The sequence below is a fragment of the Streptomyces sp. NPDC005492 genome (genome assembly GCF_040605995.1).
In the GTDB taxonomy this organism is placed as follows: domain Bacteria; phylum Actinomycetota; class Actinomycetes; order Streptomycetales; family Streptomycetaceae; genus Streptomyces.
Window position 1 is genome coordinate 27,102 of sequence record NZ_JBEXDX010000047.1, and the last position, 15,226, is coordinate 42,327.

Consider the following 15,226-nt stretch of genomic DNA (forward strand, 5'->3'; position numbering starts at 1 on the left):
GCCCGTTCTCCAACTGCAGAGGCTCCGCCCCGAGTAGACGTGAGTAGAGGTGCGGAGCCTCTGTGCGTTGGAAGGGGAATCCGCTGTGTGAGGGTTCTGACTCCTTGGCTGAACTGGCCGGACGCGGCTAGTGCTGTCGAAGATGTCCAACTCATCGACTCCCAGGGGCCATTGAGGGGCCAAGAATGAGCGTTGATCGGCAAGGGCCGCCAAGATCCCTGACGGACCCATTAATCCGTCGGCCGTGGGTTCGAGTCCCATCCGCCCCACCTGTGCAGGCTTCTGACCTGCGGAAACGTTCATTTCTGGGTGTTGGAGCGTCAACTTTGCCTGGACGGACTGAATCCGCTGCTCGTGGGTTCGTTGACAGATTGGGCCGAGCCGGCCAACGCAACTCTGACCTGCAAGGACGTGCAGTCATTTTGGCAAGTTCGACTGTCGGCATCGCCACCTCGTGGACATCATCTGCACCAGATGGAAGATCGAAGAGGACTTCCAGCGCGCGAAGGGGACCACTGGCCTCGACCAGGGCCAGGTGACCTTGCTGGAACTCGTGGATGCGCCGGAGCCTGATCAGCCTCCTGGCCGCCGCGGTCCTGACCGTCAACCGTGCCCGCGCCACCTGCCCCGCAGGCATCGACCTCGTCCCGGCCGGCCCGCGCGAACTCCTCGCCGTCCTCCGAGCCACCGTCATCCCGATGCCCCGTCGCGACCTCAACCACATCCCGCACTGGTCCGCCCGGCGCCGCCACCAACACCGCGCCACTGCCAGCCACCGGCACTGGAACAACGTCACCGCAGAGGCGACCACGTGACCCGACAACCAAGATCAGCCGTTGAATTGACACACCCGACCAGGCGTATGAGCGCCAGGCGAACTCGTAGGCCAAGGTGGCGGATTGGGAATGGGTTGCATGCGCGCCGGCCAGGACCCGGCTGCCCGTGCCGAATCTGGCGCCCCCCACAGCGTCGTAGCCCTGCCGCGGGAAAGCCTCGGCACGCCCGACGCCGTGTCAACCCCTGATGCCGAGCCCGAACGCCTCCCGCGTCTCGACGGCTGTCGGGTAGCCGGCGTCCGCCTGCCGGATGACGCCGAGCCCGGTGTCGGCGTCCATCACGCGCCGCAGCCGGGACGCGGCCTGCGGCGTGCCGTCGGCGATGGTGGTCGGTCCGGAGTTCAGGCCCTTCAGCCCCCAGCCGATGACCGACGTGAGGTCCGCTCCGGCGATTCCGTTCAGGATCGCGTTGAGCAGCGGCCAGTCGCCGACGCAGTCGCTGCCGTCCAGCATGTTCTCGGTCTCGCGGTAGCGGGCGGTCACGCTGCCGGCGTCGAGGTGGTCGCGGCTGAACGCGACCGGACCGGTGATCTCGCCGCGCGCGATCATGTCGTTGACGGCGAGTGCCGCGCGGGTGCGCTCGGTGTGGCCGAGCCAGCACACGCGGGCGGGCAGCCCGGTGAAGGCGATCTCCTTGGCCCGCCCCAGCCAGTCGACGACCCGGGGCACGTCGGCGAACTCGCGCAGCAGCATGGCGTCGATCGCGTGGATCGTCTCGGGGTCACCCTGGATCGCGATGATCCGGAACGGTCCGATCCCCTGGCAGAACAGGGGGCGGATGAACATGTCGATGAACCCGCCGATCTCGAACGCGTCGTCGACGCCGGTCTCGACGGCCTGCTTGCGCAGGTCGTTGCCGTATTCGAAGACGATCGCGCCCTTGCGCTGGAGGTCGAGCAGCCCGCGTACGTGTTCGGCGAGCGTCGCGTTCGAGCGTCGTAGCAGTTCGTCGGGGTCGGTGCGGAACAGGTTCTTCGCGCCGGCCTCGTCGAGCCCTTCGGGGAGGTATCCGTGCAGCGGGTCCGTCGTGGTCTGGTCCGTCACCACGTCGGGGACGACGCCACGGGCCGCGAGGGCGCGCAGCACCTCGGTGATGTTCGCCGCGATGCCGAAGGACGCGGCACGGCCGTCGGCGGCCGCCGCGAGCCAGTCGTCGACGCCGGAGCCGATGTCGTCCGTCATCCGGTCGAGGTAGCCCTCGTCGATGCGGCGCCGGAGGTGGCTCGCTTCCGCGTCCACGACGAGGATCGAGGCACCGGCCAGCTTGCCCGCGAGGGGCTGTGCGCCGCCCATGCCCCCGGCGCCGGTGGTGAGGATGGTCCGCCCCCTCAGGGAGCCGCCGAGCCCGTGCCGTGCGGCCTGCATGAACGACTCGTAGGTGCCCTGGATGATGCCCTGGCTGCCGATGTACTGCCAGGCGCCGGCGGTCATGCCGTCCACCATCAGCAGTTCCTTGTCGAAGAGTTCCCGCGTCTCCGCCTCGGTGCTGCCCGTCGCCACGCCGTTGACGATGATGACGAGCGGTGTGTCGTCGGAGGTGCGGAAGACACCGACGGGCTTTCCGGACTGGACGACCAGTGTCTCGTCGGTCTCCAGTTCCTTGAGGGTCCGCACGATGGCGTCGAAGGCGTCCCAGTCGCGGGCGGCCTTCATGTTCCCGCCGTAGATGACGAGGTCCTCGGGGTGGGAGGCGTTCTCCAGGTTGTTCTCCAGCAGGCGGAGGATGGTCTCCTGACGCCAGCCCTTGCAGCGGAGTTCGGGGCCGCGGGCTGCGGTGATTCCTCGGGGCATGGTGTTCGTCTTCTCCAGCGCGGGTCGGGGCGGGGGTGGGCCGATGGGTCAGGGTGTCGGCTGGGTGCCGGGGGTCGTCCGGTCGTCGCTCACCGGAGGGCCTCCGCGAGGGTGCGCGGGGTGTCCGTGCCGAGTGTGCCGGTCAGTACGAGCCGTCTCGCCGCCTCGATCTGATCGCCGAGGTCGGTCTGCGATTCGTACGGCTCGACGGTCGAGCGGAGTGCCCGGTGGGCGAGGCCGGTGCCGTGGCCGAGGACGGTGGGCAGGCGGAAGTCGAGTGCCTGGGCCGCGCACAGCAGTTCGATCGCGACCACCGAGGCGGCGCGGTCCAGCAGCGCCAGGAGCTTTCTGCCCGCGTTCACGCCCTGGCTGATGTGGTCCTCCTGGCCCGCCACGGACACCATCGAGTGCACGGAGGACGGTCCGGCCAGCTGCCGGATCTCCCCCAGCAGGGCCGCGGCGGTCACGGGGAGCACCATCAGGCCGGACTCGGCGCCGCCGCGCCGGGAGAGGAACGGCGGCAGCCCGCTGAGAGACGCGTTGTTGAGGCGGTCCAGCCGGGCGTGGGACATGTTCGCGACCGTGGCGACGGAGATCGCGAGGTAGTCGAGCGCCTGGCCGCACGCGGCGCCGTGGCCGTTCCCGTTCGCCAGCACCTCGACCAGGCCGTCGTCCCGCAGGACGAAGGCAGGGTTGTCCGTCACGGCGTTGATCTCGATCGCCACCGTGCGTCCGACGAAGTCGAACGTGTCTCGTGCGGCGCCGTGCACCTGGGGTACGCAGCGGAGGCTGAGGGCGTCCTGCAGGCGGTGGTGGCGGTTGGCGGCGATCGGCTCGCTGCCCTCCAGGAGTGACATGAGGCGGGCCGCGGTGCGCACCTGCCCCGGCTGGGGGCGCAGTCGCTGTACAGGGGGTTCCCAGCCGCGCGTGTTGCCGCGCAGTGCTTCGAGGCACATGGCGGCGGTCACGTCCGCCGCGTCGAGGACCTTCGCCGTACGGTCCAGGGCGAGGGCGGCGAGGGCCGTGATCTCGTAGGTGCCGCTGATCATCGCGTGGCCCTCGCGGAGGACCGGGCCGTCGGTGGCGATCCCGGCCCGCCGCATCGCCTCGCCGCCGGGCAGTACGGTCCCGTCGTACCGGGCCCGGCCGCCCCCGAACGCGACCAGTGCGATGTGCGAGGGCGCGGTGAGGTAGCCCACCGAACCCTGAGCGGGCACGAGCGGGGTGACGCCCCTGTTCAGCATCGCCGCGAGCCGTTCGACGAGGGTGGCGCGGACGGCGCTGCGCCCCTGCGCCAGTGCGGTGGCGACGCAGGCCATGACGGCTCGTACGACGTCGTCGTCGTACGGTGCGCCGACACCGGTCGCGTGCCCGCGGAGCATCGCCAGTTGGGTGTCGGCGTGCGCGGCGCCGCCCACGGGCCCCTCCACGGACTCCTTGTACAGGTCGCCGACGCCGGTGGTCAGTCCGTAGATCGGGGCTCCGCCGCGGTGTGTCTCCTCGACGGCGGTGTACGTGGCCGCACAGCGCGCGAGTGCGGCACGGTCCACGTCGACGGTGGCGCCGGCGGCGATCGAGACGATCGCCTGGTGGCTCAGTGGCGTTGCGCCGATCGTGATGGTCTCGTTCATCTCCTCCATGCCTTTCGTGTCGCTGCCTTTCGTCTCGCTCGTCAGGAGGTGGGAGAGCATGTCCGCGGGCTGGGAGGCGCGGGCTCTTCCGGCGTCAGAGACCGCTGGACTTCAGCCATGCCTTCGCCACCGCGGCGATGCCCTGGTGATCGTTGCTGACCTTGTCGTTCATGTCGATCAGGTCGTTGGTCGTGAGCTTCGCCGAGACCGTGTTCAGGGCTGTGTCGATCTTCGGGTTGTCCGCGGAGGTCCGCACGAGCGGCGCGATGTTCTGCGGCAGGAAGAGCCCCTTGTCGTCCTCCAGGACCGTGAGGGACTTCAGGGCGGGGTCCGTCGAGTTGAGAGGGGCGACGTCGATCCGCCCGTTCTTCAGGGCCGCGAGCGTCAGCGGTCCCGCCGAGTCCAGGGGGACGAAGGACTTGAACGTGATCCCGTACACGCTCTTGAGACCGACTACGCCTTCGTACCGGGTCTTCCACTCGGGTCCGCTGCCCTCGCTCAGCTCGGCGGCGTGCGGGGCGAGGGAGCTGATGGTGGTCAGACTGTACTTCTTGGCGGTGTCCTTGCGGACGGCGAGCACATTGACGTCCTGCGCCGGAGACGCCTTGAGCATGGTGACGGTCTTGGGGAGTTCGGACAGGAGAGTGGCGGTCAGGGCGCTTGCCTTGATGTGGCCGACGGAGGGGGCCAGGTAGGTGAGCAGGGCGCCCTGGTAGTCGGGGATGATGTCGATCGAGCCGTCCTTCAGCGCCGGTATGTACGTCTCACGGCTGCCGATGTTGAACTTTCGGGTGACCTTGACGCCCGCCTCCTCCAGCTTCAGGGCGTAGATCTCCGCGACGAGCTGGCTCTCGGAGAAGTTGGCGGAGCCGATGGTCACGCCTGACGAGGAGCCCGAGCTCGCCGTCGCGTCGGCCGACGAGCAGCCCGCGAGCGCGAAGGGCGTGGTGGCCGCCGCGGCCAGGACGGTGATGAAAGAACGTCTACGCATTGCCTTCTCCAAGGGGTGAGGTGGTACGGGGAGGGGTGGTGCGGGTCCGGGAGGCGGGGCGGAAGGGGATGACGGGCCGTCCGGTCCTGCGCGACAGTCCCGGCGAGACCAGGAAGGCCGTCAGGGCGGCGAACAGTGCGTCGACCACGACGACGAGCGCGGCGATCAGGACGCCGCCGGAGACCATCTCGGGGATGTTCTGCTGCGCCTGGCCGTCGATGATCAGGCGTCCCAGACCGCCGAGGGAGACGTAGGCCGCGATGGCCGCGCCCGAGATGACCTGGAGGAACGCGATCCGTACGCCCGCCAGGACGAGCGGGAGCGCGCACGGCAGTTCGATGCCGAGGGCGATGGAGAGCGGGCCGAGCCCGACGCCGCGGGCGGCGTCGAGGACGTTGCGGTCGATCGCGTCGATGCCCGCGACGACGTTGGCGAGGATCGGCGGCACGGCGAGCAGGACCAGCGCCACGGTGGAGGGCAGGGAGAAGGCCAGGTTCGAGTGCAGGTGCGGCGCGAGCAGGATGACGAGCAGCACGACGATGCCCAGCGTGGGCAGCGCCCGCAGCGCGTTGGCGCAGGAGACGACCGCGCGCTTGCCGCGGCCGGTGTGTCCGACGGCCAGGCCGAGCGGCAGGGCGATCACCAGGCCGATCGCGACGGCCGTCAGGGAGTACCGGAGGTGCTCGGCGACGCGTACGGGGACTCCGTCGCTGCCGGACCAGTTGTGGGGATCGAACAGCCAGTTCATGAGTGCCTCACTCGGCTCGGCGGGCGCCAGGGGGTCAGGACCCGGCCGGCCACGAGGACGAGCACGTCGAGTACGGCGGCGAGCGCGATGCTCAGTACGACGCCGACGACGACGGGGTCGAGGTAGAGCTGCTGGGCTCCCTGGGTGAAGAGCTGGCCGAGTTGCGGGACCCCGATCAGCGAGGCCACCGACACGATGCTCACGTTGGTGACGACCGCGACCCTGAGGCCGGCCGCGATGACCGGTACGGCCACCGGGAACTGGACCAGCAGGAGCCTGGCGGCGGGCCGGTAGCCGATGGCGACGGCGGCCTGTTCGGTCTCGGGCGGGACGGAGTCCAGACCGTCGACCACGGTCCGGATCAGGAGGGAGGTGCTGTAGATGACCAGCGCGATCACGACGTTCAGCGGGTCGAGGATCCGGGTGCCGATGATCGTCGGCAGTACGGTGAAGATCGTGAGGGACGGGATCGTGAAGAGGATTCCGCTGACGCCGAGGACGACCGCCTTCCAGCGGCGCGAGCGGTGGATCAGCGCACCGACGGGAAGGGAGATGGCGAGCGCGATCAGGATCGGCACGACCGACAGGTAGAGGTGCGAGACCGTGAGATCGCCGATGTACGAGGACTGTTGCCGGACCCAGGTCAGCATGGCGCCCCCTCGTTCGGCGAGGTCGCGCGGGTGCCGGCCGCGATCTCGGGGAGCACCGCGTCGATCGGCACGACCCCGGCCACGCCTCCGTCGTCGTCGAGCACGAGGCCGGCCGAACTCGGCGAGCTGAGGGCCGCGTTCAGCAGATCCCGCAGCGAGGCGTCCGGTCCGGCCGTCGCGCCGCAGGGCAGCAGGCGCTCGCGCTCGACCGGCTCGAACGGCGGCAGCCAGCCGATCGGACGGCCGGACCCGCCGACCGCCAGGCGCCATTCGTCGCTCGCGGGACCGGACGGACCGGACCGTTCGTCCAGGGTCACCGTGGGAACCGGCGCAGGCCGCACGCGCACACCGGAGCGGAAGGCGAGAGAGCGATAGCCACGCTCGCTGCCCAGGAACGTGGCCACGAAGTCGTCCTTCGGGGCGGTGAGCAGCACCTCGGGCGTGTCGAACTGGGCGATGTGCCCGCCCTCGCGGAACACGGCGATGCGGTCGCCGAGGCGCAGCGCCTCGTCCACGTCGTGGGTGACCATGACGATCGTCTTGCCGAACTCGCGCTGAAGGCGCAGGAACTCGTCCTGCAGCTGGGATCGCACGACGGGGTCGACCGCGCTGAACGGTTCGTCCATGAGCATGAACTCGGACTCGGCCGCGAGCGCCCGTGCGACGCCGACCCGCTGCTGCTGCCCGCCGGACAGCTGCCAGGGGTACCGGCGGAAGAACTCGGAGCCCAGTCCCACCCGCTCCAGCAGTTCGCGCGCGACCTCGACGGCCTGTCGGCGGGGTTTGCCCGTGAGGCGTGCCGTGACCGCGACGTTGTGCTCGACGGTGCGGTGCGGGAACAGGCCCACGTGCTGGATGACGTACCCGACGCGGCGGCGCAGTTCGGTCTCGTCCAGCCGGGCGGCGTCGTCGCCGTTCAGCCTGATCGTGCCGGACGAGGGCCGGATGAGGCGGTTCACCATGCGCAGCGAGGTCGTCTTGCCGCACCCGGACGGGCCGACGAGGACGGTGAGTTTCCCCGTCTGGGCGGTGAGCGAGAGCTTCTCGATGGCCCGTGCCCCGTTGGGATACGTCTTCGAGACGTCGTCGAATTCGATCATGTCGTGACCTTCAACCCTCATTTTACGTCTGGTGAAAATGGCTCATGCTGCAGAGTGAAACACATGGACGATGGGTAATAAACCGCCGCAAAGAAAACGAATCTGCGTGAAACGAGAAGAAACCCGCTTGAAACGATGCGACCGAAGCCGCTTCAGGACGGCACGATCGCCGGAGGCATCCGCACGGTCAGCGGGGGCAGTGGCCCGTGCCACGGCTCCACGGCGACAAGACAGAGCTGCCCCGTCGAGCCCTGCCCGAGCCTGGACGTCCCGACATCACGGGTCACGGCGTTCGGGTTGCCGCTCACGCACAACCGCTCGTCGAAGTCCGGATCGAACCACGCACCGGTCGGCACCCGCACGACGCCCTGACGCACGCCGGACGAGAGGGCGGCCACGGCGAGGAACGACGCGCCTCGGCGGGAGCTGACGCGCACCGCGTCACCCGCCGCCAGCCCGAGCCGGGCCGCGTCGGCCGGGTTCATCAGCAGCGACTCACGCCCCCGCTGTTTCGTCGCCATGCTCGCCGATCCCATGTCGAGTTGGCTGTGGAGCTTGCCGGACGGCTGGTTGGCCACGAGCGCGAACGGATGGTCGCGGGCCAGCGGCGAGCCGGTCCACTCCTTCGGCTCCAGCCAGACAGGGTGGCCGGGGCAGTCGTCGTACCCGAACCCGGCGACCGTCTCCGAGTACAGCTCGATCCGCCCGCTGGGGGTGCCGAGCGGGCGGCTCTCGGGGTCGGCGCGGTACCAGTCGAGCCAGCTGTGCGCCGCCTGATCGAGCGGGATCGCCGTGCTGCCCCGCTCCCAGAACGCCGCGAACGGCGGTGTCTCCGGCGCCGTCGCCCGCGCCCGGGTCCGCCACTCCTCGTAGAGCGTCTCAAGCCACTGCCGGGGCGAGCGGCCTTCCGTGAAGCGTTCCGCGAGGCCGTGGTGTGCGGCGATGTCGGCGAAGATCAGGTGGTCGTCGCGGGCCTGAGCGTACGGCGGCACGATCTGCCTCATGGCGATCATCGCCGGCTCGTTCGACGCCGCCGCGATGTCCTCGCGTTCGACCGTCATCGTGACCGGCAGCACGATGTCCGCGTGCCGCGCCGTCGAGGTCCAGAACGGCTCGTGGACGACGACGGTCTCCGGGCGCTGAAAGGCCTCGTGCAGGCGGAAGAGGTCCTGGTGGTGATGGAAGGGGTTCCCACCGGCCCAGTACACGAGCCGGACCGTGGGGTAGGTGTGCCGCCCGCCGTCGAAGTCGAACTCCTCGCCGGGGTGCAGCAGCATGTCCGCGATGCGGGCGACCGGGATGAACGCCTCGCACCCGTTGCGTCCTTGCGGCAGCGGCGGATTGCGCAACTGGTTGGGCTGGTTGCCGTAGTTGCCCATCGAGCCGTGGCCGATGGAGAAACCCGCCCCCGGCACCCCGATCCCGCCCAGCATCGCCGCGAGCGCGATCCCCATCCAGACGGGCTGCTCCCCGTGCTCGGCACGCTGGAGCGCGGGCGCCACGGAGATGAACGTCCGCTTCGCCGCCATCGCGTCCGCCAGCTCACGGATGTCCTCGGCCGGCACGTCACAGATCCCGGCGGCCCACTCCGGGCTCTTCGCACAGCCGTCCGAGACGCCCATGACGTAGTCGCGGAGACGGTCGTAGCCGACCGTGTACCGGTCGAGGAAGCCCATGTCCGCGCGTCCGGTGACGATGAGCCGGTGGGCGAGCGCGAGCATGAGCGCCACGTCGGTGCCGGGGCGGCAGGCGATCCACTGTGCCGGCGCGTCCGCGAGGTCGGAGCGGAGCGGCCCGACGTTCACGAGCCGACAGCCGGCCTCGTGCAGGTCGCGCACGGCCTGGCGGGCCACGTGGCGCACGGGTCCGCCGGCGTTCACCGCCGCGTTCTTCGTCGCGATGCCGCCGAAGCCGACGAACAGTTCGCAGTTGCCGACCAGGTCCGACCAGGTGGAACTCGACTGCAGCATGGAGCCGTTCGCGCCGACGACATGCGGCACGACGACCAGGGCGGCGCCGAGCGAGTAGTTGGTCACCCCGCGGACGTAGCCGCCGTAGAGGTTCAGGAACCGGTGCACCTGCGACTGCGCGTGATGGAACCGGCCCGCGCTGGCCCAGCCGTAGGAGCCGCCGAAGACCGCCTCCGCGCCGAACTCGCCGTAGACGCGGCTGAGTTCGTCGGCGACGAGCCGGGTGGCACGCTCCCAGCTGACCGGGACGAAGGAGTCGCGCCCGCGTCGCGCGGTGCGGTTCCCGTCGAGCCAGCCGCGGCGGACGTAGGGCCGGTCGATCCGGGTCGGATGCCTGAGGGCGTCCGTGACGTTGTGGATGAGGTCGTACGGTTCGGGATCGAGTTCGTGTGCGCGGACCTCGATACCCCCGGCCGCGGTGCCGCGCGCCCGGAACGAGCCCCAGTGTGAGGAGTGGGGAAGGAATTCGCGTTCTGATTCGGCACCCATCCGCTTTCCTTTCGCTCTCGCGGCCGGCAAGGGGAGGCCCGACGCCCCCTGCTGGGTAGCGGTCAGGCGGCGTAGTAGTCGTTTCCGACCGAGAACTCGATGAAGGTGCACGCGGTGTCACCGACGCTCCAGGCGTCGTGCTGCGGCGGCAGCATCATGACGTCGCCCGCCGAGAACTCCTCGTAGGCGCCGTCGAGCATCCGGACGGCCAGGGTGCCGCCGGTGACGAGCGCGACGTGCGGGAGTTCGCAGAGGTCGGTCGCCGCGTACTCCTTCAGGTCGTTCGACCACTTCGCGCCGACGCCGAAGGTGACCTCCGTCACCGCCACGCCGTCGAGTTGTGCGGTCTTCTTGCTGATCAGGCCGTGTACGTCCGGTTCGAGGTCGAGCAGGGCGGCCTTCTGCATCACGGGGTTCGCGGGCATGTGCTGATCCTTTTCTCGGGGGATGTCGGCTACCAGCGGTAGTCGAGGAACTTGCCGTCGAGCGTGACCACGACGCGATCGCCGTCGGGGTCGGGGCGGCGCTCGACGGAGAGGGTGAAGTTGATGGCGCTCATGATCCCGTCGCCGAACTCCTCATGGATGAGTTCCTTGATCGCCGGGCCGTAGACCGAGAGCGCCTCGTAGAAGCGGTAGAGCGTGGGGTCGGACGGTGCTCCGCCGTCCAACGTGCCCCGGTAGGGCTGGAGTTGGAGTTCCAGGGCGTCATCGGCGGAGAGCCCGAGCGCTTCCGCGACCGTGTCCGCCTCGGTGGCGCTCAGCGCGTGCTGACCGAACAGCGCGGCTACGGTCCACACCGGCGGCCGGCCGATCCGCTCGGCGAGTTCGGTCCAGGTCACGCCCTTCGTCCGGCGGGCCAGGCGGATCCGCCTGGTGAGGTCGGGCGGGGGTAGTTCGGCCATGGGGAGGCTTCCTCTCTTCGTGGGGAGATCCGCGCGAGGAGATCTGCTCGGCGGGAACTGGGCGACAGCAACTAGCAACTAGGCGACAGCGACTACGTGTTCGGGGACGCGCGTCGCGCGGCGCCGGGCGGCGTGGCCGATGAGCACGACCAGCAGCCGGGTCAGCGTCAGCGAGGTGGTGCCCCCCACGTCGAGACCGGGGAAGTGCTCGACGATGTCGATACCGGCGAAGTCGAAGTCCCGTCCGACCGCGGTGAACAGGGCGTTCGCCTGCCGGAAGTCCAGGCCGCCCGGCAGCGGGCAGCTGGTGCCCGGGGCGATGGTCGGGTCGAGCCCGTCCACGTCGAGCGTCACGAACCACGGCAGGTCGTCGCGCATGGCCGCCGTCACCGTGCCGATTCCCTGGCTGTGCACCTGTTCGGCGGGAACGATGACGTTGCCCGCGGCCAGCGCCGCCGTCACGTCCTCGGGGCGCGCGCTGCCCGTTCCGCGCGCGCCGACCTGCACGATCTGCCCGACCCACGGCATCTCGGACATCCGCCGGACGGGGCTGGAGTATCCGTCGCGGATGCCGTCGACCTCGTCCCGGAAGTCGATGTGCGCGTCGATCTGCAGGACGTTGATCACGGGACGCTCGGCGGCGAACGCGCGGGCGCACAGGATCGGCACGGAGTCGTCGCCGCCGAGGACGATCGGCGCCGCGCCCCCATCCACGATCGCGCGCATCGCCTCGGTCGCCGCCGCGGCGGTGCCCGGAAGGTCGCGCGGGTTTCCGACGACGTCGCCCACGTCGGCCATGCCCAGCCCGGTCTCGCCGAACAGCGTGCCGCCCAGGTCGAAGTCCCAGCGGTCACTGTGCGAGCCGAAGCGCGCGTTGGCCCGCTCGCGGAAGACGCGCGGTGCGTCGGCCGCGCCGGAGTGGACGTTCTCCATGCGGTAGGGGGAGCCGTAGGGCACCCCGATGACGGCGAACGCCGCACGCAGGTCGTCGAGGTCACGCAGACCGTCCGCACCCAGGAGCGGGGAGGCTGCCGGGTGCAGTTCGAATGCCCCAGGCCCTGCCGTGCTCCGCTCCGCCGGCGATCCAGATCCCATTGCCCACACCCCATCGTCAGTCATACTGTGAAAATTGAAGCTACCATCAGATGAAAAGATCGGCGACGGTTGAATGCCGGAACAAATAGATCGGTACATGGATGAAACGCCGCATTAACACGCTCGTCGTGCACGCCTCCGAGCTCGTCACGCCGTCAGCCGGACTCGACCGCCCCGCACGCGGCCCACAACTCGACCAGCTCGTGGTCGTTCCCGACGGGGCCCTCGCCGTCGACGCCGGCCGCGTCGTCGCGACCGGTGAAACCGCGGAACTCCTCGACCGGTTCGAGGCCGACGAGGTCATCGACGCGCACGACCGCCTCGTCTCCCCCGCCTTCGTCGACCCGCACACCCATCTGCTCTACGGCGGCTCCCGCCACGACGAGTGGCAGGGCAAGGTCCTGGAGCGGGCCGTACCGGGCATCGACGCGGGAATCCGCACCACGATCGCCGCCACCCGCGCCGCATCGGACACCGAACTCACCGCACGCGCCCTCGCTGACCTCGACGAGGCGCTGGCACACGGCACCACCGTGCTGGAGGCGAAGACCGGATACGGCCTGAGCCCCGACGAGGAGATACGGCTGCTCGATCTGACGAGGTCGCTCGCCCACCCCGTCCGCGTACTGGCGACCTACCTCGGGGCGCACACCGTTCCGGCCGACCACCTCGGCCGACGCGCCGAGTACATCCGCTCCGTCGTGGACACCCTGCCGCGTATCGCGCACACCGCCGACTTCTGCGACATCGCCTGCGATCCGGTGTCCTTCACCCAGCAGGAGAGCCGGCACATCGCCGCGGCGGCCCGGGACCTGGGGCTGTCCCTGAAGTTCCACGCCGACCAGACCGGCGACGTCGGCGGCACACAACTCGCCGTCGAATTCGGTGCCGTGTCGGTCGACCACCTCGACCAGGCATCCGACGCGGCGCTCGACGCGCTGGCCGCGAGCGAGACCGTCGGGGTCGTCTTCCCGGGCGCCAACTTCCACCTCCTCGACATGACCGCATCACTCGTGCCGGGCGGGCGGCCCCCCAAGGACCTGGCCGCCTGGGCGGACCGTGTCCTGCGCTCCGGCGCGGCACTCGCCCTGTCCACGGACTACAACCCGGGTACGGCTCCGTCGCTGTCGATGCAGATGGTCATGCAACTCGCCGCGCGCCTCTACCGCTGGTCGTACTCCCAGGTCTGGCACATGGCGACCCTCAACGCCGCCGCGGCCCTGGGCGTGCAGGACACCCGGGGCAGCCTCGCCCCCGGCAAGTCGGCGGACTTCGTCATCTGGTCCGTCCGCAGCCACGGCGAAGTCGTCCACCGGTTCGGCACGAACATGGCCGACCGGGTGTACGCCGACGGTTGGCTCGTCGCCGAAGCGGGGCGCCGACTGCCCCGCACGACCCCGGCGACCCAGGCCTCACCTGCGCTATAGCATGAGCCCGCAGAAGGGCCACGCCGACGTACCGGGCGAGCCCGTGCCACCGCTCCTGGTACGCGAACACGGAAACCCAGGTCCTTCCATGTCACTGACCGACCCCGAGCCGGGGGCCGACGGCCCCCGGTCCGTCCACCGCGCGCTGATGCTGCTGACCTGCGTCGCCGAGCGGGGGCCGCAGACACTGACCGCGCTGGCCCGCGTTCTCGACATGTCGCCCAGCACCACCATGCGGCTGGGCCGGGCTCTCGTGCACTGGGGATACCTGGATCGGGACGAGTCCGGGACGTACACGACGGGCCATCGGTTCGCCTCCCTGCAAAGGGCCGTCCCCGCAGCGCCGGAGACGGACATCGTGGAGCTGTCGGGGCCGGTGCTGCGCGCCCTGACCGACGACACCCAGGAATCGAGCTACCTCAGCGTCCAGGGCGCCGCCCAGACACTGGTATACCTCCGCCAGGTACCCAGCCCGCAGGCGATCCGTCACGTCAACTGGACCGGGCGCAGCCTGCCCATGGCGGGAACAGCGGCCGGTGCGGCACTGATGGGACAGGTCGACGAACAGGGGGTCGCGGTCGCCAAGGCGATCGCGACCGAGGGTGCCACCGCCGTCGCGGCACCGGTCCGCGACGCCAGCGGCACCATCGTCGCGGCACTCAGCGTCGTCGGCCCCTCCTTCCGGATGCCGCCACGGGTGATCACCCGCTACGGCGAACAGCTCCGCACGCGTTCCACGGAGCTGTCCGACCTGATCGCCGGCAAGATCTCTTGACGCCCTCTCCTGCCCCGAGGGCAGGAGATTTCGCCGACCGTGAGACCGCCCGCGCCCTGACGGTCCACCATCGAGAACGGCGACGCCCGGACGGCGTCACCCGTCGGGTGCGCAGCCCGAGGGCGACGGCAACTCCCGCCGAACGGACTCAATCCGCTGCTCGTGAGTTTGGAGTCCGACGGCGCCCGGGGAGTTTTAACCCGTCTGACCTGCGGCGGAGTAGGCCATCGAGGTTGTCGCTCGACGTCCGGGCCGTTGCCCTGAGGCTCGATACCAAGATCCAGGGGCCGGACAGGGGCCGGGGTGACGTAGCGGTGTCCAGGCCGACAGTGCCGCCGGGCCGATGCGTGGTCCCATTTGCTGGTTGCGCGGCGCGAGTAGGACGACCTCGGCCCGGTCGAGTTGGCCGCTCGTGGCGTCCGTGGAACACCGGGGTGGATGACTCATGAGGTTTCTGTTTCTCGTGACGCTCGCCGTGCCCGGCGCGAGCTTCGCCATCGTCGTCATGGGCATCGTGGCCGCGTCGTCCGTCCCTGACCGCCGCCGCACCCACGGTCTGCTCCACCTCGCCGGCACCCCGCACTTCGACGGCACGAACGCCACGCTCCTCGCCGCCTGCCCGGCGTTCGGCTTCGCGGGCCTGGCAGCGGCGAGTCCCCCGCTGCCGCGCACGGTCGCCCGGACACGGGGCCGGCCGTATCGCACGCGGCTGGAGCAGCGGTGGCCGGCAGAAGTTTCCGGAACAGGGCAACCTCCAACGGCACCCAGGTTGTTGACGGCATGAAGGCCGGCCCCGCGATCGTGTGGAGTTGTCTGCCC

Annotated in this window: 14 protein-coding genes and 1 pseudogene; 4 read left to right on the plus strand and 11 right to left on the minus strand. The window is 70.1% G+C overall.

Annotation, left to right across the window (positions count from 1 at the left end; genetic code table 11):
• The first annotated feature begins 557 nt into the window (after window positions 1–557).
• On the plus strand, window positions 558–815 hold the full coding sequence (locus ABZT04_RS38230; RefSeq protein WP_356063244.1) for a hypothetical protein: 258 nt from the start codon (window positions 558–560) through the stop codon (window positions 813–815).
• A gap of 42 nt (window positions 816–857) precedes the next feature.
• Here the strand turns inward: ABZT04_RS38230 and ABZT04_RS38235 are convergent.
• The 11 genes and pseudogenes from ABZT04_RS38235 to ABZT04_RS38285 form a co-directional block, all read right to left on the minus strand.
• A pseudogene (locus ABZT04_RS38235) lies at window positions 858–956 on the minus strand (hydrolase); the annotation flags it as partial.
• A gap of 57 nt (window positions 957–1,013) precedes the next feature.
• A complete protein-coding gene (locus tag ABZT04_RS38240) occupies window positions 1,014–2,627 on the minus strand; it encodes a urocanate hydratase (RefSeq protein WP_356063156.1) in 1,614 nt (537 codons plus the stop codon).
• Window positions 2,628–2,716: 89 nt separating this feature from the next.
• Complete coding sequence (locus tag ABZT04_RS38245; protein WP_356063159.1) at window positions 2,717–4,318, minus strand: aromatic amino acid ammonia-lyase; 1,602 nt, start codon at window positions 4,316–4,318, stop codon at window positions 2,717–2,719.
• 34 nt (window positions 4,319–4,352) lie between these two features.
• A complete protein-coding gene (locus tag ABZT04_RS38250) occupies window positions 4,353–5,249 on the minus strand; it encodes an ABC transporter substrate-binding protein (protein WP_356063164.1) in 897 nt (298 codons plus the stop codon).
• Window positions 5,242–5,997, minus strand: a complete 756-nt coding sequence (locus tag ABZT04_RS38255; RefSeq protein ID WP_356063166.1) for an ABC transporter permease subunit — start codon at window positions 5,995–5,997, stop codon at window positions 5,242–5,244. The genes ABZT04_RS38250 and ABZT04_RS38255 overlap by 8 nt, the downstream gene beginning before the upstream one ends.
• Window positions 5,994–6,647, minus strand: a complete 654-nt coding sequence (locus ABZT04_RS38260; RefSeq protein WP_356063169.1) for an ABC transporter permease — start codon at window positions 6,645–6,647, stop codon at window positions 5,994–5,996. The genes ABZT04_RS38255 and ABZT04_RS38260 overlap by 4 nt, the downstream gene beginning before the upstream one ends.
• Window positions 6,641–7,747, minus strand: coding sequence for an ABC transporter ATP-binding protein (locus ABZT04_RS38265; protein ID WP_356063172.1), 1,107 nt, complete (start codon window positions 7,745–7,747; stop codon window positions 6,641–6,643). Before ABZT04_RS38265 ends, ABZT04_RS38260 begins: the two co-directional genes overlap by 7 nt.
• Window positions 7,748–7,899: 152 nt before the next feature.
• The gene (locus ABZT04_RS38270; RefSeq protein WP_356063175.1) at window positions 7,900–10,206 is read right to left on the minus strand and encodes a molybdopterin-dependent oxidoreductase; all 2,307 of its coding nucleotides are present in this window, start codon (window positions 10,204–10,206) and stop codon (window positions 7,900–7,902) included.
• A 62-nt stretch (window positions 10,207–10,268) separates the two neighbouring features.
• Window positions 10,269–10,631 carry a cupin gene (locus ABZT04_RS38275; RefSeq protein ID WP_356063178.1) on the minus strand — a complete coding sequence of 121 codons (363 nt, stop codon included), beginning with the start codon at window positions 10,629–10,631 and terminating at the stop codon, window positions 10,269–10,271.
• A gap of 29 nt (window positions 10,632–10,660) precedes the next feature.
• The gene (gene cynS, locus ABZT04_RS38280) at window positions 10,661–11,110 is read right to left on the minus strand and encodes a cyanase (RefSeq protein WP_356063181.1); all 450 of its coding nucleotides are present in this window, start codon (window positions 11,108–11,110) and stop codon (window positions 10,661–10,663) included.
• A gap of 78 nt (window positions 11,111–11,188) precedes the next feature.
• Window positions 11,189–12,205: an arginase family protein gene (locus ABZT04_RS38285; RefSeq protein ID WP_356063184.1), complete on the minus strand. Its 1,017-nt coding sequence runs from the start codon at window positions 12,203–12,205 to the stop codon at window positions 11,189–11,191.
• A gap of 101 nt (window positions 12,206–12,306) precedes the next feature.
• Between ABZT04_RS38285 and hutI the strand changes: the two genes are divergently transcribed.
• The 3 genes from hutI (at window position 12,307) to ABZT04_RS38300 (ending at window position 15,191) form a co-directional block, all read left to right on the plus strand.
• Window positions 12,307–13,632 (plus strand): imidazolonepropionase, encoded by a 1,326-nt coding sequence (hutI, locus tag ABZT04_RS38290; protein WP_356063187.1) that lies wholly within the window; start codon window positions 12,307–12,309, stop codon window positions 13,630–13,632.
• An 88-nt stretch (window positions 13,633–13,720) separates the two neighbouring features.
• Window positions 13,721–14,407, plus strand: a complete 687-nt coding sequence (locus ABZT04_RS38295; RefSeq protein WP_356063190.1) for a helix-turn-helix domain-containing protein — start codon at window positions 13,721–13,723, stop codon at window positions 14,405–14,407.
• Between the two features lie 445 nt (window positions 14,408–14,852).
• Window positions 14,853–15,191: a hypothetical protein gene (locus ABZT04_RS38300; protein ID WP_356063193.1), complete on the plus strand. Its 339-nt coding sequence runs from the start codon at window positions 14,853–14,855 to the stop codon at window positions 15,189–15,191.
• Window positions 15,192–15,226: the final 35 nt, after the last annotated feature.

Bases quoted from the DNA above. Each gene is read 5' to 3' on its own strand.
- ABZT04_RS38240 (WP_356063156.1), bottom strand. From the start codon at position 2,627: ATGCCCCGAGGAATCACCGCAGCCCGCGGCCCCGAACTCCGCTGCAAG.
- cynS (WP_356063181.1), bottom strand. From the start codon at position 11,110: ATGGCCGAACTACCCCCGCCCGACCTCACCAGGCGGATCCGCCTGGCC.
- ABZT04_RS38270 (WP_356063175.1), bottom strand. From the start codon at position 10,206: ATGGGTGCCGAATCAGAACGCGAATTCCTTCCCCACTCCTCACACTGG.
- ABZT04_RS38255 (WP_356063166.1), bottom strand. From the start codon at position 5,997: ATGAACTGGCTGTTCGATCCCCACAACTGGTCCGGCAGCGACGGAGTC.
- ABZT04_RS38250 (WP_356063164.1), bottom strand. From the start codon at position 5,249: ATGCGTAGACGTTCTTTCATCACCGTCCTGGCCGCGGCGGCCACCACG.
- ABZT04_RS38300 (WP_356063193.1), top strand. From the start codon at position 14,853: ATGAGGTTTCTGTTTCTCGTGACGCTCGCCGTGCCCGGCGCGAGCTTC.
- ABZT04_RS38285 (WP_356063184.1), bottom strand. From the start codon at position 12,205: ATGGGATCTGGATCGCCGGCGGAGCGGAGCACGGCAGGGCCTGGGGCA.
- ABZT04_RS38260 (WP_356063169.1), bottom strand. From the start codon at position 6,647: ATGCTGACCTGGGTCCGGCAACAGTCCTCGTACATCGGCGATCTCACG.
- hutI (WP_356063187.1), top strand. From the start codon at position 12,307: ATGAAACGCCGCATTAACACGCTCGTCGTGCACGCCTCCGAGCTCGTC.
- ABZT04_RS38245 (WP_356063159.1), bottom strand. From the start codon at position 4,318: ATGCTCTCCCACCTCCTGACGAGCGAGACGAAAGGCAGCGACACGAAA.
- ABZT04_RS38265 (WP_356063172.1), bottom strand. From the start codon at position 7,747: ATGATCGAATTCGACGACGTCTCGAAGACGTATCCCAACGGGGCACGG.
- ABZT04_RS38230 (WP_356063244.1), top strand. From the start codon at position 558: ATGCGCCGGAGCCTGATCAGCCTCCTGGCCGCCGCGGTCCTGACCGTC.
- ABZT04_RS38275 (WP_356063178.1), bottom strand. From the start codon at position 10,631: ATGCCCGCGAACCCCGTGATGCAGAAGGCCGCCCTGCTCGACCTCGAA.
- ABZT04_RS38295 (WP_356063190.1), top strand. From the start codon at position 13,721: ATGTCACTGACCGACCCCGAGCCGGGGGCCGACGGCCCCCGGTCCGTC.